This window comes from Micromonospora sp. NPDC000207 (assembly GCF_040300925.1).
Lineage (GTDB): Bacteria > Actinomycetota > Actinomycetes > Mycobacteriales > Micromonosporaceae > Micromonospora.
Genome location: NZ_JBEPEQ010000036.1, coordinates 26407 through 49547, shown reverse-complemented (window position 1 = coordinate 49547; position 23141 = coordinate 26407). Strand labels below are relative to the sequence as shown.

At 69.8% G+C, this 23141-nt stretch carries 23 protein-coding genes and 1 pseudogene; 14 read left to right on the top strand and 10 right to left on the bottom strand.

The genetic code is table 11. From position 1 onward, the window contains the following. Nucleotides 1-144: 144 nt before the first annotated feature. Nucleotides 145-1107: a hypothetical protein gene (locus tag ABT336_RS11745; protein WP_350896491.1), complete on the top strand. Its 963-nt coding sequence runs from the start codon at nucleotides 145-147 to the stop codon at nucleotides 1105-1107. Nucleotides 1108-1633: 526 nt separating this feature from the next. Here the strand turns inward: ABT336_RS11745 and ABT336_RS11740 are convergent. From ABT336_RS11740 to ABT336_RS11705, 8 genes and pseudogenes are all read right to left on the bottom strand, one after another. Beyond that, entirely contained in the window at nucleotides 1634-2083 is a 450-nt protein-coding gene (locus tag ABT336_RS11740) for a SitI3 family protein (RefSeq protein ID WP_350896490.1), read from the bottom strand. Between the two features lie 63 nt (nucleotides 2084-2146). Beyond that, the gene (locus ABT336_RS11735) at nucleotides 2147-2818 is read right to left on the bottom strand and encodes a hypothetical protein (RefSeq protein WP_350896489.1); all 672 of its coding nucleotides are present in this window, start codon (nucleotides 2816-2818) and stop codon (nucleotides 2147-2149) included. Then, a complete protein-coding gene (locus ABT336_RS11730; protein ID WP_350896488.1) occupies nucleotides 2818-3453 on the bottom strand; it encodes a hypothetical protein in 636 nt (211 codons plus the stop codon). The genes ABT336_RS11735 and ABT336_RS11730 overlap by 1 nt, the downstream gene beginning before the upstream one ends. A 20-nt stretch (nucleotides 3454-3473) precedes the next feature. After that, entirely contained in the window at nucleotides 3474-3734 is a 261-nt protein-coding gene (locus tag ABT336_RS11725) for a hypothetical protein (protein ID WP_350896487.1), read from the bottom strand. Between the two features lie 450 nt (nucleotides 3735-4184). Next, complete coding sequence (locus ABT336_RS11720; protein WP_350896497.1) at nucleotides 4185-4364, bottom strand: DUF397 domain-containing protein; 180 nt, start codon at nucleotides 4362-4364, stop codon at nucleotides 4185-4187. A gap of 40 nt (nucleotides 4365-4404) precedes the next feature. Further along, nucleotides 4405-4530 (bottom strand): annotated as a pseudogene (locus ABT336_RS11715) (XRE family transcriptional regulator); the annotation flags it as partial. A gap of 107 nt (nucleotides 4531-4637) precedes the next feature. Further along, complete coding sequence (locus ABT336_RS11710; protein ID WP_350896486.1) at nucleotides 4638-4841, bottom strand: DUF397 domain-containing protein; 204 nt, start codon at nucleotides 4839-4841, stop codon at nucleotides 4638-4640. Then, the gene (locus ABT336_RS11705; protein WP_350896496.1) at nucleotides 4831-5727 is read right to left on the bottom strand and encodes a helix-turn-helix domain-containing protein; all 897 of its coding nucleotides are present in this window, start codon (nucleotides 5725-5727) and stop codon (nucleotides 4831-4833) included. The genes ABT336_RS11710 and ABT336_RS11705 overlap by 11 nt, the downstream gene beginning before the upstream one ends. 358 nt (nucleotides 5728-6085) lie before the next feature. Between ABT336_RS11705 and ABT336_RS11700 the strand changes: the two genes are divergently transcribed. Genes ABT336_RS11700 through ABT336_RS11690 form a run of 3 tightly spaced genes read left to right on the top strand, consistent with a single transcriptional unit; the run spans nucleotide 6086 to nucleotide 8783 of the window. Beyond that, nucleotides 6086-6403, top strand: coding sequence for a DivIVA domain-containing protein (locus ABT336_RS11700; RefSeq protein WP_350896485.1), 318 nt, complete (start codon nucleotides 6086-6088; stop codon nucleotides 6401-6403). Further along, on the top strand, nucleotides 6400-6654 hold the full coding sequence (locus ABT336_RS11695) for a hypothetical protein (protein ID WP_350896495.1): 255 nt from the start codon (nucleotides 6400-6402) through the stop codon (nucleotides 6652-6654). The genes ABT336_RS11700 and ABT336_RS11695 overlap by 4 nt, the downstream gene beginning before the upstream one ends. Continuing rightward, nucleotides 6651-8783: a hypothetical protein gene (locus ABT336_RS11690; protein ID WP_350896484.1), complete on the top strand. Its 2133-nt coding sequence runs from the start codon at nucleotides 6651-6653 to the stop codon at nucleotides 8781-8783. The genes ABT336_RS11695 and ABT336_RS11690 overlap by 4 nt, the downstream gene beginning before the upstream one ends. Nucleotides 8784-8790: 7 nt before the next feature. On the opposite strand, the gene ABT336_RS11685 is transcribed toward ABT336_RS11690, so the two are convergent. Then, nucleotides 8791-10629: a thiamine pyrophosphate-requiring protein gene (locus ABT336_RS11685; protein ID WP_350896483.1), complete on the bottom strand. Its 1839-nt coding sequence runs from the start codon at nucleotides 10627-10629 to the stop codon at nucleotides 8791-8793. Nucleotides 10630-10814: 185 nt separating this feature from the next. Here ABT336_RS11685 and ABT336_RS11680 point away from each other — a divergent pair, with 185 nt between their 5' ends. Further along, a complete protein-coding gene (locus ABT336_RS11680; protein WP_350896482.1) occupies nucleotides 10815-11624 on the top strand; it encodes a TrmH family RNA methyltransferase in 810 nt (269 codons plus the stop codon). A gap of 31 nt (nucleotides 11625-11655) precedes the next feature. On the opposite strand, the gene ABT336_RS11675 is transcribed toward ABT336_RS11680, so the two are convergent. Further along, nucleotides 11656-12501, bottom strand: a complete 846-nt coding sequence (locus ABT336_RS11675) for a M23 family metallopeptidase (RefSeq protein WP_350896494.1) — start codon at nucleotides 12499-12501, stop codon at nucleotides 11656-11658. A 548-nt stretch (nucleotides 12502-13049) separates the two neighbouring features. On the opposite strand from ABT336_RS11675, the gene ABT336_RS11670 reads away from it, so the two are divergent. The 9 genes from ABT336_RS11670 to ABT336_RS11630 all read left to right on the top strand — a co-directional run bounded on the left by ABT336_RS11670 (nucleotide 13050) and on the right by ABT336_RS11630 (nucleotide 23116). Next, nucleotides 13050-14252 (top strand): dipeptidase, encoded by a 1203-nt coding sequence (locus ABT336_RS11670; protein WP_350896493.1) that lies wholly within the window; start codon nucleotides 13050-13052, stop codon nucleotides 14250-14252. Further along, on the top strand, nucleotides 14249-15889 hold the full coding sequence (locus tag ABT336_RS11665; RefSeq protein ID WP_350896481.1) for an ABC transporter substrate-binding protein: 1641 nt from the start codon (nucleotides 14249-14251) through the stop codon (nucleotides 15887-15889). Before ABT336_RS11670 ends, ABT336_RS11665 begins: the two co-directional genes overlap by 4 nt. A gap of 37 nt (nucleotides 15890-15926) precedes the next feature. Next, nucleotides 15927-16880 (top strand): ABC transporter permease, encoded by a 954-nt coding sequence (locus ABT336_RS11660; protein WP_350896480.1) that lies wholly within the window; start codon nucleotides 15927-15929, stop codon nucleotides 16878-16880. A 115-nt stretch (nucleotides 16881-16995) separates the two neighbouring features. Then, entirely contained in the window at nucleotides 16996-17883 is an 888-nt protein-coding gene (locus ABT336_RS11655) for an ABC transporter permease (RefSeq protein WP_350896479.1), read from the top strand. Between the two features lie 3 nt (nucleotides 17884-17886). Continuing rightward, complete coding sequence (locus ABT336_RS11650; RefSeq protein ID WP_350896478.1) at nucleotides 17887-19062, top strand: M24 family metallopeptidase; 1176 nt, start codon at nucleotides 17887-17889, stop codon at nucleotides 19060-19062. Beyond that, nucleotides 19059-19892, top strand: coding sequence for an alpha/beta fold hydrolase (locus ABT336_RS11645; protein ID WP_350896477.1), 834 nt, complete (start codon nucleotides 19059-19061; stop codon nucleotides 19890-19892). The genes ABT336_RS11650 and ABT336_RS11645 overlap by 4 nt, the downstream gene beginning before the upstream one ends. 1 nt (nucleotide 19893) lies before the next feature. Then, the gene (locus ABT336_RS11640; RefSeq protein ID WP_350896476.1) at nucleotides 19894-20877 is read left to right on the top strand and encodes an ABC transporter ATP-binding protein; all 984 of its coding nucleotides are present in this window, start codon (nucleotides 19894-19896) and stop codon (nucleotides 20875-20877) included. Then, nucleotides 20828-21853 carry an ABC transporter ATP-binding protein gene (locus ABT336_RS11635; protein WP_502891158.1) on the top strand — a complete coding sequence of 342 codons (1026 nt, stop codon included), beginning with the start codon at nucleotides 20828-20830 and terminating at the stop codon, nucleotides 21851-21853. The genes ABT336_RS11640 and ABT336_RS11635 overlap by 50 nt, the downstream gene beginning before the upstream one ends. A 60-nt stretch (nucleotides 21854-21913) precedes the next feature. Continuing rightward, complete coding sequence (locus tag ABT336_RS11630; RefSeq protein WP_350896474.1) at nucleotides 21914-23116, top strand: dipeptidase; 1203 nt, start codon at nucleotides 21914-21916, stop codon at nucleotides 23114-23116. The last annotated feature ends 25 nt before the right edge of the window (nucleotides 23117-23141 follow it).

Sequence of the window (23141 nt, the reverse complement as noted above, 5' to 3'; positions counted from 1 at the left end):
CCGGCATCGCCCACCTCCACAACATCATCCTGACCGGGTGACACCAACACCGTTGACCGGCAACGCCATCACCGAGTTACGAGACATCCTTTAGCGAGCCTGGCACCGTTCACTATCGAACAGAGCGAGATGATGCCTTTCGGCGTGGATGATTACGTGGCGAGTCTGGACCCGTTTGCAGGCGAGCAGAGCGAGATGATGCTCGGGGTGTCGGGCGAGTCGGTGAACCAGCCGCAAGACGACCGAGCGGCCTACATCGCCGCCCTTGACGCACTTCCTGAAGGTCAACTACCCAGACAGGGGGAGACGGTCGAGGCTCCCGGATTCTCCGATCCTGTGCCCCTCGACGATTCCCTGGGTTTGGGTCACCCCGGTCAGTTTTCAGAGCCGGATCCCGATGATTCGACGAGGGTGAAGCCTCCGGCGAGGAAGCGCACCAGGCGACCTCACGCGGTTTATGCTGCTGCTCTTAATGCTTTGCCTGAGGGTAAGTTGCCCAAAAAGGGCCAGACGGTGAAAGTTCCCGGTCATGACGTTCCTGTCCCCATCGGTGAGTTTGTGAACACTCTTCGAGGCAGGGGGATTATGGGGGCGAAGGTTGGCCAGGTGTTGGTGGATGCGTTAAGGCGCCATGATCAGGTTCTGGAGCCGCACCCCGATGATTCGACGAGGGTGAAGCTTCCGTCGACGGGGAAGGTCACCAGGTGGCCTCGCTCGGTTTATGCTGCTGCTCTCAACGCCTGCCCTGCAGGTCAGCTACCCAAATTTCGTCAGTCCGTGAAGGTTTCCGGTCATGACGTTCCTGTCCCCATCGGTAATTTCTTGAACACTCTTCGGAACAAGGGGATTGTGGGGGCGAACGTCGATCAGGTGTTGGTGGATGCGTTAAGGCGGCATGGTCAGCGTCTGGAGTCGTATCCCGGCAAGGCTGGCAAGGTACGGCTCGTCCGGGACGTCGATGGTGCCGCTACCCATGTCGTGGCCGCTATGGCGGGTCCCGGTTCTCAGGGGCAGGTGGGCTTCGCCGGCCGTGAGGCGTCGGGGTCGCAGTCGAAGCCGGCCAGAGTCCTGGCAGTAGGGCAGGTGACTGGCGGACCTGGCAGGTGACGTCGTTGAGAGTCGACGTACTGGCAGGTGTCGCTGGGAACCGGGGTGAGGACGGTGTCCGGACCGGGGTCGCCCAGCATCTCGCCGTGCTCGGTGACCGCCGCCAGTCCGTGGTGTACGGGGTGTCGGTGGCGGGCTCTTGGTCGTCGGTGGGTCCGAGGACCCGACCTTCGCCGTGCAGAGCCAGTGGGGCTAGGTCGCGGGAGGCGTTGAGTGATTCGTGCTCCGGTGCCTCCGAGGTGGTGAAGGTGCGCAGGTGATCTGCGGCTGCCGTCAGTTCACGTAGGTCGGGGTGCGGCCGTTCAGGGCACCCGAGCGGTTCAGAATCGCTCCGGAACAGATGCCACCCGACCGACGGGCCAGCCGTACGGCAACCCCCGGACGCAGATGCCGCAACCCCCCTGCCACCAACGTCCCGAGCGTCCGAGAAGCCCCTGACACTGCCGGCCGTCCCGATGCCCCGGCGCGAGTGAGCGCCGGGGCACCCCAGGAACGAATGGGTGCCGCCCGGGGGACCTCAGGAACGTCAGGCGCCGGGGACGTCGAGGCCGTAGTGGTTCCACCACTGCCGCTGCCGGTGCCTGCGGACGACCCCGGCGGTACGCGTGAGCAAGAGGTAATTGCCGTCCTGGACGAGTGCGGCGTCCTCGCCGCGACCGGCCAGCACGCGACCGACGGTCGCCACCATGTTCGGGATGCCCTTGTCGACGAGACCGTACTTACGCATGTCGAAGGTGACGTTCACGTAGGTGTCGAGTTTCCACTCCCAGGAGGCGTCGTGGTCTCCCTCGGCCCAGTAGTAGCCGTGGGTACCGGAGTGGACGCTGATGGAGTATCCGCGCTCGTCTTGGAGGTTGACGCCGAACAGGCGTGGGCTCGACGGGGTCGGCCGCTCGGCGGGGCCGAGGGCGGTGACGGCGGCGATCTCGTCCAGCGGCAGCTCACCGGCCAGTGTCAGGCAATACCCCAGGCTCACGCCGATATCCCCTCTTGGCTTCGAATGCCTGCTCGTTGGCCTTCTCGGGGACTTGGGCGCGGGTCAGATCGCGGCGCGGTAGGTGCCCAGGTGGTCAGCGGCTGCGGCGAGTTCGCTTGTCGAGTCGTGGACGTGACCGCGAGCTGCCGTCAGCCTGGCCTCCACGGTCAGGACTATCTCCGGCCGCCCACCGGCGAGTGCGGCGTTGAGCGCGTTCTGGGCTGCCCACATCGCACGATGGATCTCACCGAGTTGACGGGATGCCCGGTTGAGCTGCTCGATGACGGCATCCAACCCACCGATCACCTGCCCGGCGATGCTCGCCGAGGCGGCACGGGAGCGGGGGAGAGGGGTCACCGTGGCAGAGGGCGTCGTGCTGCTGTGTGCACGACCGGAACCGCTGGTGCGACGGGGGGTTGCCGAACGGGATCCTCCACCTGTGGTAGCTGCCTGCCACTTCTCTCGGCGTTCTCGGGCATGGTCGAGGCTGGCTACGACGATGGCCTTGCCCTGGGCACCCAGCATCCCGCCGATGATCGCCCCACCGGTGGACGCGACGCCCGGGGAGACCGGCAGCCCGTACTTCGCACCCGCCAGCCCGACCAGCATGCCCACTCCGGCGCTGCCCCATTCGACCATCTTGCCGAGCGCCTCCTTGGCGCTCTCGTACTTCAACCGCCGCGCGAACGGCCGCTCGACCTGCTTCTGGCGGCGGTTCCCTTTGCGCCAGCCCATCAGCTCGGTACGGGGTCCAGGTAACCGCAGCCCATGGCGATCATCAGCGGAAGGTGGACGGCGAGGTCCTTGGCGACCTCTTGCGGGGTCGCGTCCGAGGGCTCGTCGCCTTCTGCCACGTTCTCAGAGTCATCCGCGTACAGCACACATGCCTGCCACAGATCGGAGTCACGCCACGAGAACGACCAGAGGCCGTAGACGTCGACCGGAACGGCGAGCTTGGGTTGGCCGGCGTGGCCGATCCGGTGGAGGTGGGGTTCTTCGGCGGTGGAGCCGAGTCCTTCGCCGAGAGGGAGGAGCTTGTGCTTGCGGAAGACGAGTTCGAGGCTGCCGTCGGTGTCGAACTCGACGAGGAGGCCGCGTTCGATGAGGCCGTCGACCAGGGTCGTGGCCTGGGGTTCGGGTTTGGGGGCGGTTTCCAGGAGCCTGATCAGGGATTCCCGGTTGACCTCCAGCTTGGCGTGGCGTTCGGCGTCGTGGAAGGCGGCGGCCCAGACGGCGGCTTCGGTCTCGGTCAGTTCCACGAGGTCGTCGCCGAGGTGGATCTCGTAGCACTCGGCGACTGGGTCCGGCGGGCGTACGTAGCGGAACCGGGGACCCATGGACAGTCCGGCCGGAACGATGATGCGAGGCATGGCAGAGCCTTTCGGGGAGATCAGAAGCCGCTGGCGTACCGCTGGGTGGCGTCGACGGCGCCCATCGCGAGCTGGGACGCTTCGTCGAGCTTGGCCTTCACCTGCTCCATCCGGCTGATCGCCTCGGCGACGGCGGGGTGGCCGGTCCCGGCGGTGACGGCCATCAGCGCGCCGAGGCTCTGTTGCAGTGATTCGTGCACCGCGCGGAGCTGGGTGACGTTCTGCTGGGTCTCCTGGCCGAACCGGTTGATCCCGGCCTTGACCTCCTCGATCGACGCCACTGCGACGGTCCCTCCCTGATATCGACGATGTCCGGTGCGACCGTACCGGATCATGCACGTTCCGTCAGCCCTCGGTCGCTCATCGGTCAGGCGTTGTGGAAGTTGTGCCGTTCCGCAGTTCGGTGTCGACGTGGCGCGGAAGCAGTTCGTGAGGTCAGGGGACGGCGCAGAGGAGTGACGTGGAGGAGCCTATGGAGCTGCCCCGGTTATGAGACCGGGCGTAGCCCAGCGACTTGCTGCCACCGGTCGGCATCAGGACCGCACCGGGGGCTGCGAGCGGGAGTAGCGCCTTCCCACCGGTCCCGGGCCGGGGAGGCCAACGGGCCGCAGCGGTCGTCGTTCGAGGTGCCTCGTTTGTGAGGGCAGCTCGAAAGGACGCACACCGGTAGTACTCCCGGACGTGGCGGAGGCGCTGTCCGGGGATCGGACAGCGCCTCCGAGTTGCAGTAATCAGCAGCTCAGGTCGTGTTCCTTGAGCCCGAGGACGAACCGGGACCAGGCGGCCGGCTCGAAGGCGAGGGTGGGGCCGGTCGGGTCTTTGCTGTCGCGGAGCCCGACGACCTCGGGGAGGTTGTCGGCGACCTCGACGCAGTTGCCGGAGCCGTTGCTCCGACTGCTCTTCCGCCAGATCAGCAGGGTCGTGCTGACTTCGTCCACCGGAGTCGTCCTCTCATAGCGTGGCCATCGCCTCCTGGATCAGGTCGCGCGACTTCCGGGCGCTCGCCGCTGTGGCGACCAGGTGCTCGAACACCCGGCTGTACTCCCTGACCTGTTGGCCTTCCAGGGGAAGGCTACCGATGAGGTCCGTCGATACAGAACAAGCCGTGTCTGCCCGACTTCAGGATCGCCGGAAAGTGGCACGGCTGCTGCCTCCGAAGAGACAGCAGCCATGCGGTACGAGGGTCAGCGGCCCACTTCGTGCTGCTTGACGGCCTGAATGAACCGGGACCAGGCGGCCGGCTCGAAGGTGAGGGAGGAACCGGTCGGGTCTTTGCTGTCGCGCAGCCCGACGACGCCGGGGAGATTGTCGGCGACCTCGACACAGTTGTTGGCAGCGCCGCTGCGGCTCGACTTGCGCCAACGGGCAGCGGTCTCGTCAGATCTCACGAAGGGCCTCCAGGGTGGCAGTGATCATTGTCTTCGACTCGCTCTCGCTGAGTGAGAGACGGTCGAGGTCTTCCCAAACGAGCTGGTAGGCGCTGAACTCTGCCGGCTTGTTGAGGTAGTGCGCGCCGGTGAGCGTGTCTACGTAGGCGAGGGGTGGCTCCAACGGCTCGCCGCCCATCGGGTCGACAGGGAACATCAGCAGAGCGAAGGGCGTGTTCGCCGCCATGGCGGCGTGGAGACCAGCCGAGAAGGGGAGCACCCGGACCTTGATGTTGCCGCGCCGAGTCAGTTCGAGTAGGTGCTCGTACTGCGCGATCATCAGCTTCGGCCCACCCACCACTCGGCGGAGGACAGCCTCGTTGAGGATGACGCTCAGGTGCGGCGCGCGAGGGCGACTGAGAAGCGACTGCCGTTCCATCCGGACGTCAACCTGGCGTCGGCGTTCGTCCTGATCGGCGTCGCCTGGTGCCACCCGATGGATCTCCTCGGCGTACTCCCGTGTCTGAAGTAGGCCAGGGATCAGCTCGGCCTCGTACTGCCGGATGGTCTCGGCGGAGTCCTCAAGTGAGACGTAGAGGCCGAAAAAGACGGGCAGTTCGGTCTCGGTGCGGTCGTGCCACCAGGACTTGCGGCGGCCGTTGCGGGTCTCGGCGGTGAGGGCGAGGAGGTGTTCGGTCTCCTCGGGAGTAGCGCCGTAGATCTCCATCATGGCCTTGACGTCGATGTCGCGGAAGCGGACGGCCTGTTCACCGTCCTCCATCCGGGCGATCGTCGCGCGGCCCTTCTGCAACTTCAGCGCGGCCTGCTCCTGGGTGAGCCCGGCTCGACGGCGCAGCGCCTCCAATCGTCGGCCGATGTAACGCCGCAGTAGTGCGGAACCCACGATCTCGGTCACCAGTGGATCGCCTCTCCTTTGTGGGCGTCTGTCTCGCCCAGATAGTACATCCAAACATGCTTCTCGTGTTCTGGCGGTATTCGAGCTGGCGCGCTCTAAAGATCAATCTTTTTAAGTCGAAGACACGACGACCTGATTGCTGAGAGTCATTGCGTTATGGGCGTGCCCAAAGTCTAATGAGGTGGTTACGGCCCGGAGGCTGGTCCTCGGGGCGGTGCGCGCCCTCCTGCCGTACTTGCTGGTCGTGGCTGCGGTGGGAGGTGCCGGGTGGGGCCGTCGGTGCGCGGCGGGCCGACGGACCCACCCATCCCCCGACAGGCGGTACCGACGGTGAAGGTGGGTCCGAACAATGCGCTTCTTCCTCCGACCTCGGCGGTCGCGTCGGCGACGGCCGAACCGGTGGTCCACCTGCTACCGGTCGGTGGCGTGTCCGACGTTGCCGCCGGGTCAGGTCCGGGGGCGGCGGTTCGGGTGGACGTCGTTCGGGCGGCGCGGGCTGGACCCGGCCGAGGTGTACGCGTTCCTGGACCGGGTCGCCGCAGAGCTGACCGCCGCTTACGACGCGGTGGCCGCCAGCCGGGAGGAGAGCCGCCGTACCAGGGATGCCCTGCGGCGGTGGCAGGCGGAACAGTTCCAGGCGCGCAACGAGCGGGGATGGCAGCGGTGACCGAGCGGTGGGTGATCCATCTGCCGGTGACCGCCCCGGACCTGTCGGCCGCGCAGCGGCTCGCCCGGGTGGTGGCCCGGTGGACCCGGATACTTCCGCAGACCGACCCGGGTGAGCTGACGGTGTCGGCGGAGGACGCCCAGGGCGTACGGCATCGGGTCTTCTGTGACCTGAGGATGGTCGGTGGCCGGCGGTGCCAGTTGGGGGCCGACCACGACGGGGCCTGCGGGAACGGGTCGGTGCTGCGGTGACCGGGGTTCCGACGATCGTGTGCCCGGAGTGTTCCGGGCTGACCCACACGGTGCTGCGGTGCGAGTGCGTCAGCGGCGGCGACCAGCTCATCGTCGACGGAGCCGGGTACGCGGACGAACCGTACCGGGACTGTCGGCTGTGTCGCGGTGACGGGAGCGTCCTGCGGCCGTGCCTGTGGTGCGGGCGGACCGGGGTGCGCCGGGCGGAGCTGGTCGTGTCGGTGGTGAACGTGGACACCGGCGCTGTCGCCTCGCAACGGATTCGACCAGGCAGGATCACCGTCGAGCGCAGACCAGACGGGGTCTGGGCGATGCCGTTGCGGCCGGTGGTGGACCGGCTCGCCTTCCGGGTCGGGGCCGTCGAGGTGGCCGGACTTCCGGCGGTCGGCCCCGACCCGGACGGGACCCTCGTGTGGCTGCCCCGGCACTGGGAGCCCGACCTGCCTGCCGTCCGGCGGCACCGGATCGAGGCGGAGGCCCTGGCCCGGGGGGACCACTCGCCGTGGCGGGTACTGCTCGGGCGCAGCGTCCCACCGGCCGCCCCGCCCGACCCGGGACGCCATCTGGGGGAGCTGTGCCGGGTGGCCAACCTCCTCCACCTCGATCTCGTCGTCGAGGCCCGGGACCAGCACGGACAGGTGGTCTGGGACGTCCGCTACGAGCTGCCCGGTGGCACCGTCCCCGTCGACCCCCACCTGTACGAGGTGGGCCTGCCCTCCGCAGTCGCCGCCACGACGATCGTCACCGCGACGGCCCGGCTCGGTGAGACCGGGCTGACCGCGCCCGCGTACACGGTGCGTTCCTCGCTCGGGGTGCTCCCCGCCCCCACCGTCGTCGACCTGGCCGAACTCGAACGGTGGCTGAGAGTGGACCTCGCAGGCGCACCCGGAGCGCAGGTGATCTGGCGCAACGGCCGGTGGTGGCACACCCGACTGCGCGAGGGCGACCCGATCGAGGAACTGCACGAATGGGACACCGGGCAGGTCGTCCGGTACGTCACTCCTCGCCTCCTGCGGGTCACCGAGCCGCCCGATCCGACCTGGTGGGGTGCCCCGATCCGGGGCCACGAATGTCCGGACTGCCGCCCCGGTGACCTGTTACGCCGCTGCGGCTGTCGGGGGCGCGGCGCCGACCCCCACCCGGACTGCCCCCGCTGCTGTGGGGCGGGCCTCGCCCCCGGCCAGGGAGCCTGCCCGACCTGCGGGGACAGTCGTCGGATCCACTCTGCTCTCACGGTGACCGTCACCGACCTGACCCGCGCCACCCACCACCTGTGGCAACCGACTGTCGAACTGCCGACCGCCGGTGGGCGGGTCGCCGGGGGTTCGACCGCCGGGGAGGCGGCCGTCCGGGTCGGGCGTCACCCCGACGGGACGCCGATCCTCCAGCTCCGCGAGCACTACCGCGCCGCCGGTCTCGCCGACCGGTTCGGCGTACGCCCGGAACACCTGATCCGGCTCGACCAGCCCGGCGGGCACCCCCTCGGTCAGGATCTCCTCGAAGGCACCCTCACCGGCCCGGACCCCGACACCGCCCCCGGCCCGGACTCCCAGGCACCCCGCCCCGGCCCGGACTCCCAGACCCCCGGCCCGAGTGGCGACGACCCGGCGCGGCGGTACGTCACCCGGGCCGCCCGGGGGGTGCCCGGTGCCCGGCTCCTCGTCCTGGGCCGACCACCGGCGGCACCTCCGACAGTCGAGCTGATCCGCCTCGCCGTCGGACTCGACCTCGCCGTCACCGTCGTGGCCTGCGACCACCGGCGTGACGCCACCGATCCGAACCGGCTCCACGGCGTACGGTGGCGCGTCGACCTCACCTCCAGGAGTGCCGACGTCGACCTGCGTCCGCCCTGGTGGCCCAGTGTCGAAGCCGCTGTCGCGGACTGCTTCGCCCACCTCGGCCCGGCGCTGCGGGGCACAGTGCCGACCTCCCCGCACCGACCACTTCCCGCCCCTACGACGGCGACTCCTGTCGGTACGCCTGATCCGACCCCGGAGCTGCGTCGACTCGCCCGCCGGCATGCCGGTCAGGTCGTCGCCGTCCGTCTCGACGGCACCGGCTGTCGGTTCTTCCCGGCCGACCCCACCGGCCCCCACACCCCACCCTCGCCCGTGAGCATCGAGGAGTGAAGCGGGGTCAGCCGTGGTGGCGGTAGGTGGCGAGGGTGGCGGGGAGGCCGCGTCGGATGATCTCGGAGCGGTCGGTGTCGCCCCGCAGGATCGCCGCTGCTGTCTTGCGGGCCTGGTCGACTGTGAAGTGCGGGGGGAGCATCAGCTCGGCGGCGTCCACCATCGCGTTGACCACGACCGGGCGGTCGGCGGTGAGCACCCGGTCCCAGAGTCCGGGGACCTGGTCGGGGGAGTCGACCAGTTCGCCGCGCAGCCCCAGGACCTCCGCCCAGTGGTGGTACGCCACGTCCGGCACGTCCTGGCTGTCCGGGAACATCGGGCTGCCCTCGGTGGAGCGCTGTTCCCAGCTGACGAAGGCCAGTTCCCGGTTGTTGAGGACCAGGATCACGAATCTCGGGTCTGCCCACTGACGCCAGTACTTCGCCACCGTGATCAGCTCGTTGACCCCGTTCATCTGCATCGCCCCGTCGCCGAGCAGGGCGACGACGGGTCGGTCCGGGTGGGCGAACTTCGCCGACAGGGCGTACGGCATTCCGCCGCCCATCGACAGCAGGGTGCCGGAGAGGCTGGCCAGCATCCCGGGGCGGACCCGGACGTGGCGGGCGTACCAGGCGGTGGCGGTGCCGCAGTCGACGGCCAGCATCGCGTCGTCGGGAAGCGACTCGTCGAGGGTGCGGAAGAGCAGTTGCGGGTTGACCGGGCGGGCGGCCTGTTCGGCCAACTCCCGCTGACCTGCCCGCCACGCCGACGTCGCCTCGCCGATGGCGGCCCGCCACCGGGTCGGGGCCGCTTCGGTGCCCAGGGCGGCACGGAGCGCCCGGAGGGTGGGACCGGCGTCGCCGGTCAGGTTGACCTCCGTCGGGTAGCGCAGCCCCATCCGGGTGCCGTCCACGTCGATCTGCACCGCACGGGCCCGTCCCTCGGGGGGATAGAACTCGGAGTACGGCATGTTGCTGCCGACGATCAACAGCGTGTCGCACTCCTGCATCATCTGCCAGCTCGGGCGGGTGCCGAGCAGCCCGATCGCCCCGGTGACCCAGGGCTCCCGGTGGTCGACGGCGGCGAAGCCGAGCAGCGCCACCGCCACACCGGCCCCGAGCCTGTCGGCGATCAGGCGTACCTCCTCCTCTGCGCCGAGGGCACCCTGGCCGACGAGCATCGCGACCCGCTCGCCGCCGCGCAGCACCTCCGCCGCCCGGCGCAGGTCGGCCTCGGGCGGGACGGTGGTGGCGCTGCTCGGGACGGCGCTGGTGTGGTAGTAGCCGTGGGCGTGTGGGGGGTCGGGGACCGCCGGTTCGTCCTGCACGTCCAGGGGCAGGACCAGGGCGGTCACGGTACGCCGGGCGAGCGCGGTGCGGCAGGCCCGGTCCACCAGGTGGCGGACCTGGGAGGGGTGGTCCAGTTGGGCCAGGAAGTCCGAGGCGACGTCCTTGTAGAGGGCGAGCAGGTCGACCTCCTGGTAGTAGCCGCCGCCCTCGGCGGTGAGCGCGGTGTTGCCGACCAGGGCCACCACCGGTTGGTGGTCGAGTTTGGCGTCGTACAGGCCGTTGAGCAGGTGGATCGCGCCCGGTCCGCTGGTGACCAGGGCACAGCCGATCGGGCCGCCCCCGTACTTGACGTGGGCGCTGGCGGCGAAGCCGGCGGTCTCCTCGTGGCGTACCTGGATGAACTCGGTGTGGTCCTCGGCACGTTGCAGCGCCGAGGTCATGCCGTTGATGCCGTCTCCGGGAAAGCCGAAGTAGCGGTGTACGCCCCACTGGGCGAGCCGGGCCACGATGTGGTCGGCGACAGTCGCATTCCGGCGCAGTCGACCGTCCGTGCCCCTACCGTCCTGGTTGCCCCGCATCGGGTCCGCCCTTCCGCCTGGTCGTCCGTGGCGCGCGCCTTCCCCCTCGACGGCGGGAGAAACGTCCGGCAGCGGGCGGACCGGGTCCCGGTCGACGGTGGAAGGCACGCGTGGACGGTGGGCGGACCGGGTCCCCCTCGACGGCGGAGGGAACGTCCGGACGGTGGTCGGGCAGAATCGTCGCCGTGCCCGTCGACGAGATCACCGACCCGGACGACGACCGGATCGCCGACTACCGTGCCCTGACCGACGTCGAGCTGCGGACCCGGTGGGAACCGCCGCACGGGTTGTTCATCGCCGAGGGGGAGTTGGTGCTGCGGCGGGCGCTGCGGGCCGGGTACCCACCCCGGTCGTTCCTCGTCGACGCCAAGCGGGTGGGCCAACTCGCGGACCTCGACACCGGTTCTGCTCCGGTCTACGCGGCGACTCCCGACGTCCTGGAGCGGGCCACCGGGTTCCACGTGCACCGGGGGGTGCTCGCCTCGTTCCACCGTCGGCAGTTGCCGACGGTCCCACAGGTGTTGGAGACGGCCCGTCGGGTGGTGGTCCTCGAAGACGTGAACAACCATACGAATCTGGGTGCCATCTTCAGGGCGGTGGCGGCGCTGGGGGTGGACGCGGTGCTGCTCTCCCCGTCCTGCGCCGACCCGCTGTACCGGCGCAGCGTACGGGTCAGCATGGGGGAGGTCTTCGCGGTGCCGTACGCCCGGTTGGAGCCCTGGCCGGACGGGCTGGCGCAGGTCCGCGCGGCCGGGTTCACGGTGCTGGCGATGACCCCGGCACCGGACGCGGTGCCCATCCAGCGGCTCACCCCCGCCCAGCGGGACCGGACGGCCCTGCTGTTCGGGGCGGAGGGGCCGGGGCTGAGCCAGGGGGCCATGGCCGCCAGTGACCTGCGGACGGTGATCCCGATGCGTCGTGGGGTGGACTCGCTGAACGTGGCCGCCGCCACCGCCGTGGCCTGCTGGGAGTTGGGCCGCGACGACCTGCCCTGACCGGCCCGGCGCTCCGGCCCCCCGGCGGGCGTCAGGTGGTGGTCAGGTGCTTGCCGTTCTCGGGGACCCCGGCGGTGGGCGGGCCGTCGTCGACGCGGATGCCGGTGAAGCGCAGTGGCAGGCCCCGGGCGGCCGTCGCGTCGGGGCGGTCCATGAGGTGGGCGTGGACGTGGGGTTCGGTGCTGTTGCCGGAGTTGCCGCAGCGTCCGATCTGCTGTCCGGCCTCGACCCGGTCCCCGACCCGCACGGCGACCGAGCCCTTGACCAGGTGGGCGACGAGGGCGAAGGAGCCGTCCCCGGCGTCGATGACGACGTGGTTGCCGAGGACCGCCGACGGGCCGGCGAGGTCCCGGAAGGCCGCCTCGGCGAAGAGGTAGGCCACCGACCAGATCTTGGTACGGCTGCGGTGGTCGCGGGTGCCGTCGGTGACCCGTACGACGGTGCCGGTGACCATCGCGAGGACCGGCTGCCCGAAGGCAGGGTAGTCCTCGGCCGGGCGCATCCCCGGTCCCGCCCCGAACTCCGGGCGGGTGCCGTGGCCCTCCTCGGGGAGGGGGTCGTAGACCAGGTCGATGGCGTGGGACTGGCCGTAGCCACGGGTGCCGTGGCTGGGTACCCGGGTGGCCGGGCTGTTGAGGGCCAGCCATCGCCCGGTCACCGGGGGGTGCACCTCCCGGACCGGAGCATCAGGTACGTCCCCGACGGGCAGGAGGATCCCGGCGGCGCCGACCAGCCCGAGGCCGGTACCGACCAGGAGGGCGACTTCGAAGATCGTCCCCGCTCCCGGCCAGAACAGCCGGACGAGGATCGCCAGGGCGGCAAGCCCCAGTCCACTGAGGAGGATTGGACGGGAGTGACGCCGCAGGGCTTCGATCATGGTCGACACGGGGCTCAATCTACGACGGACCGGCCCGGACCGCAGCGGTAGCGACCCGGCGGCCCGGTTCGGCTCGTAGCGGTAGCGGTAGCGGCCCGGCGGCCCGATTCGGCTCGTAGCGGTAGCGGTAGCGGCCCGGCAGCCCGGTTCGGCTCGTAGCGGTAGCGGCCCGGAGCGGCTCGCGATGGTGGCCCGGCTATCGACCAATTGGTCTGACCTCTCCGGTGTGATGGGTGCGTTCCCACGGTGTCGTCCCTCGTCGTCCGGCCGCTCATGATCGCCCCGGATCGCCCCGGAGCGTCGAGATCCGTCGGACGGCGGGCGGAGCCGACCGTTCTGCCGATCCGGGGATCACCCGCTTGAGCAGGGTCTTCGTTGCGATGGCGTTAATTGGGCCGGGTTGGATAACGGTCGGGTCACGGGATCTTCCCAAGATGTTTGCCGCTCACATAGCGTGCCCCAAGGCAGGAGGTCAGACCTCCATCCTCATGCCTCTTCCCGTCGTCAGGGCGGGGGAGGGGCCCGAGCGGACCGAGGTGAGCTGGTTGGTGCAGGAAGTAGCCCCCCGATACGACGGATACCGGTCGTTCGACTACCTGGAACCCCGGGTCGACTACAAGGTCTTCGACCTCGCCCCCCAGCTCGGCCGGGTGCCCGAGCACGACCTCGGGCTCAGCGACGACCAGCGGCAGCGGGTGTCCCGGCTGCTCACCGAGCAGATGGCGATCTCCCTGCACGAGCACCCGAAGATCCTGCCGGCCGACGTCACCGAGCTGCGCGACTACAACCGCACCGGGCGCAACTCCTTCGGCTTCGAGGGGCTCGCCCGCTCCGGGATGACCGCCGTGTTCGACAACTTCATGAACGGCACCGGCTGCGTCACCAGCGAGCACGCCTGGAAGTGGGACGACGTCATCTACGACATCGGTCTGCGCTTCGCCGACGTGGCCAAGCAGGACTACGTGGTGGTGGCCACCACCCTGGAGGAGATCTTCGCGGCCAAGCGCGACGGCCGGCTCGCCCTGGTGGCCGGGCTTGAGGCGGCCACGATGATCGAGAACGAGCTGGACCGGATCGACATCCTCTACGGGTTCGGGGTCCGGCAGATGGGCATCGCCTACAGCCAGGCGAACATGCTCGGCTCCGGGCTCTCCGAGGTCACCGACGGCGGCCTGACCCACTTCGGGCGGCGCGCGGTGACCCGGATGAACAAGCTCGGCATCGCCATCGACGTGTCCCACTCCGGGGACCGGACCTCCCTGGAGGTCGTCGAGGCGTCCCGGGTGCCGGTCTTCATCACCCACGCCGGGGCCCGCACCGTCTGGAACACCCCCCGGATGAAGTCCGACGAGGTGATCCGGGCCTGTGCCGAGCGCGGTGGGGTGATCGGTATCGAGGCCGCCCCGCACACCACCCTGTCGGAGAAGCACCCGCACCACTCGATCGAGTCGGTGATGGACCACTTCACCTACTGCGTCGACCTGGTCGGGATCGACCACGTCGCCTTCGGCCCGGACACCAACTTCGGTGACCACGTCGGGCTGCACGACAGCTTCACCCAGCACCTGGCGATCAGCAACGCACACGGGGCCGTGGAACACCCCCGGGTGCCGTACGTCTCCGGCATGGAGAACCCGGCCGAGTGCTTCAGCAACATCGTCGGCTGGCTGGTCAAGCACGACTACTCCGATGACGAGATCACCAAGGTCATCGGCGGCAACATCGTTCGCGTCCTTCAGGAGGTCTGGTGAGCACGTCAAACATCCGCCGACACGGCCGGTGGCGGGTCGCCGTCGCGGTCGGCGCGGCCGCCGCGCTGGCACTGTCCGGCTGCGGCCTCAACGAGGGCAACGACTCCGGTGAGGGTTCCTCCAACGGCGCCGGCACGGTCCTGCGCATCGGCACCACCACCGACGTCTCCAACTTCAATCCCCTGCAGTCGCTGTCCAAGACCGACTCCTGGATCCTCAACGCGATGTACCCGCACCTGCTGCGCATCGACGAGAACGCGCAGAAGGCCCCGGAGTTGGCCAAGGACTACGGGTACGAGGACGACGGCAAGACCGCCGTGTTCAACCTCCGCGACGACTTCACCTGGACCGACGGCAAGCCGGTGACGGCCGAGGACGTCAAGTTCAGCGCCGAGAAGATCATGGAGTACAAGCTCGGCAACGTGGCCGCGAAGCTCACCTGGGTCGAGTCGATCGAGGCCCCGGACGCCACGACAGTCAAGTTCAAGCTCTCCCAGCCGTACGCGCCCTTCGCCGAGGGCGTCGGCTTCTGGATGTCGATCGTGCCCAAGCACGTCTTCGAGCAGGCCGGTGACCTGTCGAAGTTCGCCAACGACTCCGACTGGGTCGGTGGTGGACCGTTCGTGCTCGACAGCGCCACCAGGGGTCAGCGCTACGTGATGAAGCGCAACGACAACTACCCCCTGGCACCCGACGGCAAGCCGGCCCTGACCCAGGTCGAGTACCGGGTCTACCCGGACGTCAACACGATGATGCTGGCGCTGCGCAACGGCGACATCGACCTGATGGGCAACCCGGTCCCGGCCTCGGCGACCAAGTCGTTCGAGGACGACGAGAACATCGAGCTGACCAAGGTCGGGGCGCTGGGCTTCGCCCACCTGACCTACAACATGACCAACGAGCACCTCGCCAAGCAGGAGGTCCGCCAGGCGCTGTCGATGTCGGTCGACACCAAGGCGATCATCCAGTCCGTGTTGCAGGGCGACGGCCAGCAGATGGCCGGTCCGATCTCGCCGATCTTCAGCGAGTACGACAACACCGAGATCCAGCCGTACCCGTTCGACCCGGAGGGGGCCAAGGCCAAGCTGGCGGCGGCCGGTTACACCGACGGCAACGGCGACGGGTTCTTCGACGGTCTCACCTTCGGTGTCGCCTGCGACCAGTCCAACGCCAACATCACCCGGGTGGTGCAGCTGTTCCGGGAGAGCGCGGCCAAGGCCGGTGTCAAGCTGGAGAACGAGTGCGTGGAGCGCAACACGTTCCTGGCCCGCACCAAGAGCGGTGAGTACGACATCGACGCCACCCAGTGGGGTGTCTTCGACAACCCGATGGACCAGCTGCGCAGCACCTACCTGTCCAGCAACCCGGGCGGCATCAACTACAACCTGCTCAAGTCCGACGAGATGGACCGCCTGATCAACGACGCGGCGGGCACCACGGACCACGCTGCCTTCGTCGAGAAGATCAAGAACATCGACAAGGTCGTGCACGAGCAGGCGTACCTGACCCCGCTGTACGTGGAGAACTTCCAGTTCGCCCACAACTCCAGCAAGTTCACCGGCTTCGTCGCGTCGCCGTCGGACCTGCTCGGCATGGTCACCGCGTACTCGTTGGCCCAGGTCAAGCCGGTCGGCTGAGCCGGCACACACACCCGAGAAGGGAAAGGGGGTCCCCGTGGCACGGTTCGTGCTCAGCCGGGCGGTGAAGGCCGTCCTGACCGTGTGGATCGCGATCACCGCGACGTTCTTCCTGCTCCGGCTGCTGCCCGGGGACCCCACGACCCTGATGGTCGAAGGGGACATGACCCCGGAGATGCAGGAGGCGCTGCTGCGCACGTACGGCCTGGACCGGCCGTTGTGGGAGCAGTACGTGTCCTACCTGCGGGAGTTGACCCAGGGTAACTTCGGCATCTCGTTCCGGCAGATCCAGCCGGTCACCGACATCCTGGTGGACCGGCTGCCGTGGACGCTCATGCTGGCCGGTACCGCGTTCCTGGTGACCATCGCCATCGGCATCCCGATCGGGGTGTACGCGGCGGTGCACCGGGGCCGCTGGCCGGACAAGGTCCTCCAGGCCGCCGGGATCGGCGGACACGCCCTGTTCGTGCCGAGCGTGGCGATGCTGCTGCTGGTCTACCTCGGTGCCCAACTCGGCTGGTTCCCCATCGGCGGGGCGATCGACCCGGACACCCGGGGGTTGGCCGCGTACCTGAGTCTGGCCCACCACCTGGTGCTGCCGGTGGCGTCCCTGGTCCTGGTGCAGCTCGGGCCGTACGCGTTGACGTTGCGGACCAACATGATCGAGGTCCTCGGCGAGGACTACATCCGGGCCGCGCGGGCCCGGGGGCTGTCCACCCGACGTCGGGTGTGGAAGCACGGCCTGCGCAACGCCATCCTGCCGGCGCTGACCCTGATGGGTCTGCAACTGGGCACCCTGGTCGGCGGGGCGGTGCTCACCGAGACCGTCTTCGCCTACCCCGGTGTCGGTCGACTGATCTTCGAGGCGGTCGGGCAGCGCGACTACCCGGTGCTCCAGGGCGCCTTCATCATGCTCGCCGTCACGGTGGTCGTCGCGAACACCCTGACGGACCTGCTCTACGCCGTCCTCAACCCGCGGATCCGGTTGTGATCCGCCGATACCCGGCCGGGGCCGGGCGTCCGGCCCCGGCCCGGCACCGGCCGGGCGGTCCGCCCGCCCCCGGCCGTCACGCCCCGACGGTCGTCGTCGACGAGAGGAGAGTCCGGTGAGCGCTCCGGTGCTGACCGAGCAGACGGTGCCGCCCACCGAGCCCCAGGTCGGGGCCACCCGGGCGGCCTGGCGGGAGTGGCTGCGCCAGCCGTCGGCCCTGGTGTCGGTGGCGATCCTGCTGGTGATGGTGCTGCTGGCGGTCTTCGCCCCGCTGATCGCCGACGAGCCCGGTGGGACCGGCGCGGAGGTCCTGCAACCCCCGTCGGGGCGGCACTGGTTCGGCACCGACGACCTGGGGCAGGACATCTTCGCCCAGGTGGTCTGGGGCACCCGGACCAGTCTGGTGATCGGGGTGGCGGCCTCCCTGATCGCCCTGGTGCTGGGCACCGCGATCGGTCTGGTCTCGGCGTACGTGCGAGGGGTCGACGCGGTCGGCACGGTGATCACCGACGTGATGCTGGCGCTGCCCACCCTGCCCCTGATGATCATGTTGGCGGCGGTGGTCAGCCCCAGCGTGGTGACCCTGACCGTGATCATCGGCGTGTTCGCCTGGCCCGAGGTGGCCCGACTGATCCGCTCCCAGGGCCTGGTGGTGACGGCCATGCCGTACATCGACGGGGCCCGGGTGCTCGGTGCCAGCGGGTGGCGGATCGTCTCCCGGGAGATCCTCCCGGCGGTGATCCCGCTGATGGTGGTGAGCGTCCTGCTGACCGCCTCCCGGGCGGTCATCTCCGAGGCCGGTCTGAGCTTCCTCGGCCTGGGCGACCCGGACTCCTGGTCCTGGGGTCGGATCCTGCTCAACGCCCAGCGCAGCGGCGTGGTCACCATCGCCTGGTGGCAGACGCTCTTCCCGTCCCTGGCGATCCTCCTGCTGGTCCTCGCCGCGACGGTCGCCGGAATGCGCTTCAACGACTCCCGCGACCCACGACGCAACGGAGGCTGACCCGTGCGGCTGCCCGACAGTTTCTACTCCACCGTCCGCGCCCGGCTGACCGAGGCGCTGAACGAGCGTGACCTGGACGGATTCCTGGCCAGTTCGCCTGCGGACGTCGCCTTCCTCAGCGGGTTCTTCTACATCGCCACCGAGCGTCCGGTCTACCTCTGGATGCCCCGCGAGGGCGACCCGCTGCTTGTCCTCCCGCACCTCGACGTCGAGTACGCGGCCCAACAGGGGGTGGCCCTCGACACCGTCAGCTACGCCGAGTTCCCGGGGCTGGTAACCCCCGAGCAGACCCTCGCCGCCGCGCTGACCGGACGTCGTACCCGCCGGATCGGGTTCGGCGCCGGGCTCACCGTCGGCGCGTTGGGCAAGCTCACCGCCGCCCTGCCCGCCGCCGACCTGGTGCCCACCGACGCGGTGGCGACGCTGCGGCTGCGCAAGTTCCCCGAGGAGATCCCGCTGCACGAGGCGGCGGCCCGGATCTGCGACGACATGCTCGCCGCCGGTCGGGAGCTGATCGCCGAGGCCCTGCGGGCGGGTCGGGAGCTGCCCCGCGAGGACGAGATCGCCCGCCACGTCATCGGGTACGGCACCGACCGGATGTACGCCGAGTACGACATGGTCGTCTACACCACGAAGCTGGCCGGGGGACTGGTCTACGCCGGCCCCAACTCGGCGCTGCCGCACGGCCTGCCGACCCGGCGACGGATCCAGCCCGGCGACACCCTGATCCTCTCCCTCGGTGCGGCGGTGGCCAGCCGGTTCGTGGAGAGCGAACGGACCTTCGTCGTCGGTGAGCCCACCGCCGAGCAGCGCCGTTACTACGAGGCCGACCGGGAGGCCCAGCAGGTGGGCACGGAGGCGATGCTCGTCGGCCGGACCTGCGCCGAGGTCAACCGGACCTGCCTGGACGTGCTGCGCGGACACGGCCTGGGCGACTACATCAGGCACCGGCAGGGCCACGGGATCGGGTTGCAGAACCACGAGCCGCCCTGGGTGGCCGACGGGGACGACACGGTGCTCGCCGACGGGATGCTGCTCTCCAGCGAGCCCGGCGTCTACGTCCCCGGGCACGCCGGTTACCGGATCTCCGACACCGTCCTGGTCACCGGCGCCGGTCCGCGTCGCCTGACCAGCTACCCCCGCGACCTGGAAGCCAACATCATCGAGGGAGTCCGATGAAGATCAACGGTGCCGAGCTGGTGGTCGAGGCGTTCGGCCCCGAGGACGCCCCGGCCATGATCGTCCACCACGGCGCGCCCGGCCTCGGGTCCCGCTCCGAGCCGACCCGGTCTTTCGGGCCGTTCGCCGACCGGATGCGGGTCATCGTCTTCGACGCCCGGGGGTCGGGGGAGTCCAGCGACGACGAGCCGTTCACCCACGAGCAGTGGGTCGCCGACGTCGACGCGATCCGCGAGCACTTCGGCTACGACCGGATCGTGATGGCCGGCGGATCGTACGGCGGGTTCATCGCCATGGAGTACGCCATCGCCCACCCCGACCGGGTCAGCGCGCTGATCCTGCGCGACACCGCCGCCGACACCGCCCACGACCACCTCGCAGTGGACCGGGCCCGCACCACCGACCGCACGGTGATCCCGCAGTGGGCCATCGACCGGATCGGGACCGGGCGGTTCACCAGCGACGACGAGCTGCGCGACTACTGGCGGGCGATCCTGCCCCTCTACGACCACCAGCACGACCCGGCCAAGGACGCCGCCCGGCTGGCCGCCACCCGGTTCCACTACCGCACCCACAATGCGGCCTTCGGGCAGAACATGCCCGGATACGACCTCAAGCCGAAGCTGCCCGGCATCACCTGCCCCACCCTGGTGACAGTCGGACGGCACGACTGGCGTACCCCGGTCGAGGCGTCCCAGGTCATCGCGGACCTGATCCCCGACGCCCGGCTGGTGGTCTTCGAGCACTCCGGACACTCCCCGCAGCTGGAGGAGCCGGAGCGGTTCCAGCGGGTGGTCAGGGAGTTCCTCGACGAGGCCGGGGTCGGCTGACATGGATCCGCTGCTGAACGTCACCGACCTGCGGGTGTCGTTCCCCGGGCCGAGCGGACCGGTGAACGCCGTCAACGGGGTGTCCCTGGAACTCGCCCCCGGCCGGACCCTCGCCCTGCTCGGCGAGTCCGGCTCCGGCAAGAGCGTCACCGCCCAGGCGGTGATGGGGATCCTCGACGTCCCCCCGGCGAAGGTCACCGGGTCGGTGACCCTACGGGGGCGGGAGCTGCTGTCCCTGTCCCCACGGGACCGGGACAGGGTCAGCGGCGAGGAGATCGGCATGGTCTTCCAGGACGCCATGGCCGCCCTCAACCCGGTCTTCACCGTCGGCGACCAGATCACCGAACTCCTCCGGGTCCGCCGGGGGATGTCCCGCGCCGACGCCCGCCGCCGCGCCGTCGAACTGCTCGACCGGGTACGCATCCCCGCCCCCGCCGACCGGGTCAAGGACTACCCGCACCAGTTCTCCGGCGGGATGCGCCAACGGGTGATGATCGCCCTGGCCATCGCGTTGGAACCGGCGGTGCTGATCGCCGACGAGCCCACCACCGCCCTCGACGTCACAGTCCAGGCGCAGGTCATGGAGCTGATCGCGGAGATCCAGCGGGACACCGGAACGGGACTGCTGCTGATCACCCACGACCTGGGGGTGGTCGCCGAGGTCGCCGACGACGTCGCCGTCATGTACGCCGGACGGATCGTCGAACGCGGCACCGTCGAGCAGATCTTCGACGGGCCGGCCCACCCCTACACCGAGGGGCTGCTCGCCTCGATGCCCCGGGTGGACCGCACCGACGAGCAGTTGTACGCCATCCCCGGCTCCCCGCCCAACCCGGCGCGGCTGCCGACCGGCTGCCCGTTCCACCTGCGCTGCCACCGGGTCACCGACGTGTGCCGGAGCACCCTGCCGGCCCTGGAACCGTTGCCTGCCGGTCGTGCCAGCGCCTGTCACCACCGCACGGAGGTGTTGGATGCCACCCAGTGACGACGTCGTGCTCCGGGTCGAGAACCTGGTCAAGCACTTCCCCCTCAAACGCAGTGGATCGCTGCGGGCGAGCGGGGTGGTGAAGGCCGTCGACGGGATCAGCTTCGACCTGCGGCGGGGGGAGACCCTCGGGGTGGTAGGGGAGTCCGGGTGCGGCAAGAGCACCCTGGCCCGGACCCTGGTCGGCCTGGAGAAGCCCACCTCCGGCACCGTCCGCTTCGGCGACGAGGAGGTGCACACCGCCCGGGGCCGACGGCTGCGGGCACTGCGGCGACGCATCCAGATCGTGCTCCAGGACCCGTACACCTCGCTGAACCCGCGTCGGACGATCCGGGAGATCCTCACCCAGCCCTTCGAGATCCACCCGGAGGTGCTGCCGAAGGCCCGCCGGACCGAGCGGATCTCCGAACTCCTCGACCTGGTCGGCCTCGACCCGAGCCTGCACCTGGACCGGTACCCGTACCAGTTCTCCGGCGGTCAACGCCAGCGCATCGGCATCGCCCGCGCCCTGGCCCTGCAACCCGACGTGGTGGTCTGCGACGAGCCGGTCTCCGCCCTCGACGTCTCGGTCCAGGCGCAGGTGGTGAACCTGCTGGAACGGTTGCAGAAGGAGATCGGGGTGGCGTACGTCTTCATCGCCCACGACCTGTCAGTGGTCCGGCACATCTCCGACCGGGTCGCCGTGATGTACCTCGGCAAGCTGGTCGAGACCGGTCCCGGTGCCCCGCTGTACGACGCGCCCCGGCACCCGTACACCAAGGCCCTGCTGTCGGCGGTCCCGGTCCCGGAACCCGCCGGTCGCTCCGACAGGCAGCGGATCCTGCTCGCCGGTGACCCGCCCAGCCCGGTGAACCCGCCGTCCGGCTGCCGGTTCCGAACCCGCTGCTGGCAGGCCACCGACACCTGCGCCACCCAGGAGCCCGCCCTGAGCGGTCCGGAGCACCCGGTCGCCTGCCACTACCCGCTGGCCGCGTGACGAGCCGGCACCACCCGTCGGCCGCGTGACCGGCCGGCACGTCCACGAAGGAGACACACTGTGCTGCAAGAACCCGCGCCGCGGTACCAGGGCCACAAGTCCTACGAGTACCTTGAGCCGCACTCGGACTACCGGGTGTTCGCGTTGGCGCCGGAGCTCGGTCGGGTGCCCGGACACGACCTCGGCCTGACCGACGCGCAACGAGAGCGGGTCACCCGGCTGTTGACCGACCACATCGCCGTCTCGCTGCACGAACACCCGGTGATCCTGCCCGAGGACGTCAGGGAGCTGCGCGCGTACAACCGGACCGCCAGGCAGCGCACCGGCTTCGAGGGGCTGTCCCGCTCCGGGCTCACCGCCGTGTTCGACAACTTCATGGCCGGGGCCTCCTGCGTCACCAGCGAGAACGGCTGGAAGTGGAACGACCTGGTGTACGCGGTCGGGATGCGGCTGTCCGACGTCTACAAGCAGGACTACGTGACCCTGGCGACCTCGCTCGCCGACATCCACGCCGCCAAGCGGGACGGCCGACTGGCCCTGGTCGCCGGGCTGGAGTGCAGCAGCCCGATCGAGAACGAGCTGGACCGCATCGACATCCTGTACGGGTTCGGGATCCGGCAGCTCGGCATCGCCTACAGCCAGGCCAACATGCTCGGCGGTGGCCTCTCGGAACGCCACGACGGCGGCCTGACCCACTTCGGGCGCCGCGCCGTCGACCGGATGAACAAGCTCGGCATCGCCATCGACATCTCCCACTCCGGGGACCGGACCTCCCTGGACACCATCGAGGCGTCCCGGGTGCCGGTCTTCATCACCCACGCCGGGGCGCGGGCGGTGTGGGACACCTCCCGGATGAAGCCGGACGAGGTGATCCGAGCCTGTGCCGAGCGGGGTGGGGTGATCGGTATCGAGGCCGCCCCGCACACCACCCTGTCGGAGAAGCACCCGCACCACTCGATCGAGTCGGTGATGGACCACTTCACCTACTGCGTAGACCTGGTCGGGATCGACCACGTCACGTTCGGCCCGGACACCATGTTCGGCGACCACGTCGGGGTGCACGACACGTACGCCGCCAACTACGCCCACGACGCCGGCAACCGCCCCGAGCACCCCCGGGTGGAGTACGTGTCCGGTGTGGAGAACCCCGCCGAGGCGTTCGGCACCATCGTCGGCTGGCTGGTCCGGCACGACTACTCCGACGACGAGATCGCCAAGGTGATCGGCGGCAACACCCTGCGGGTGCTGGAGCAGGTGTGGTGAGCACTGTCCACCCGACGGTGTCGGC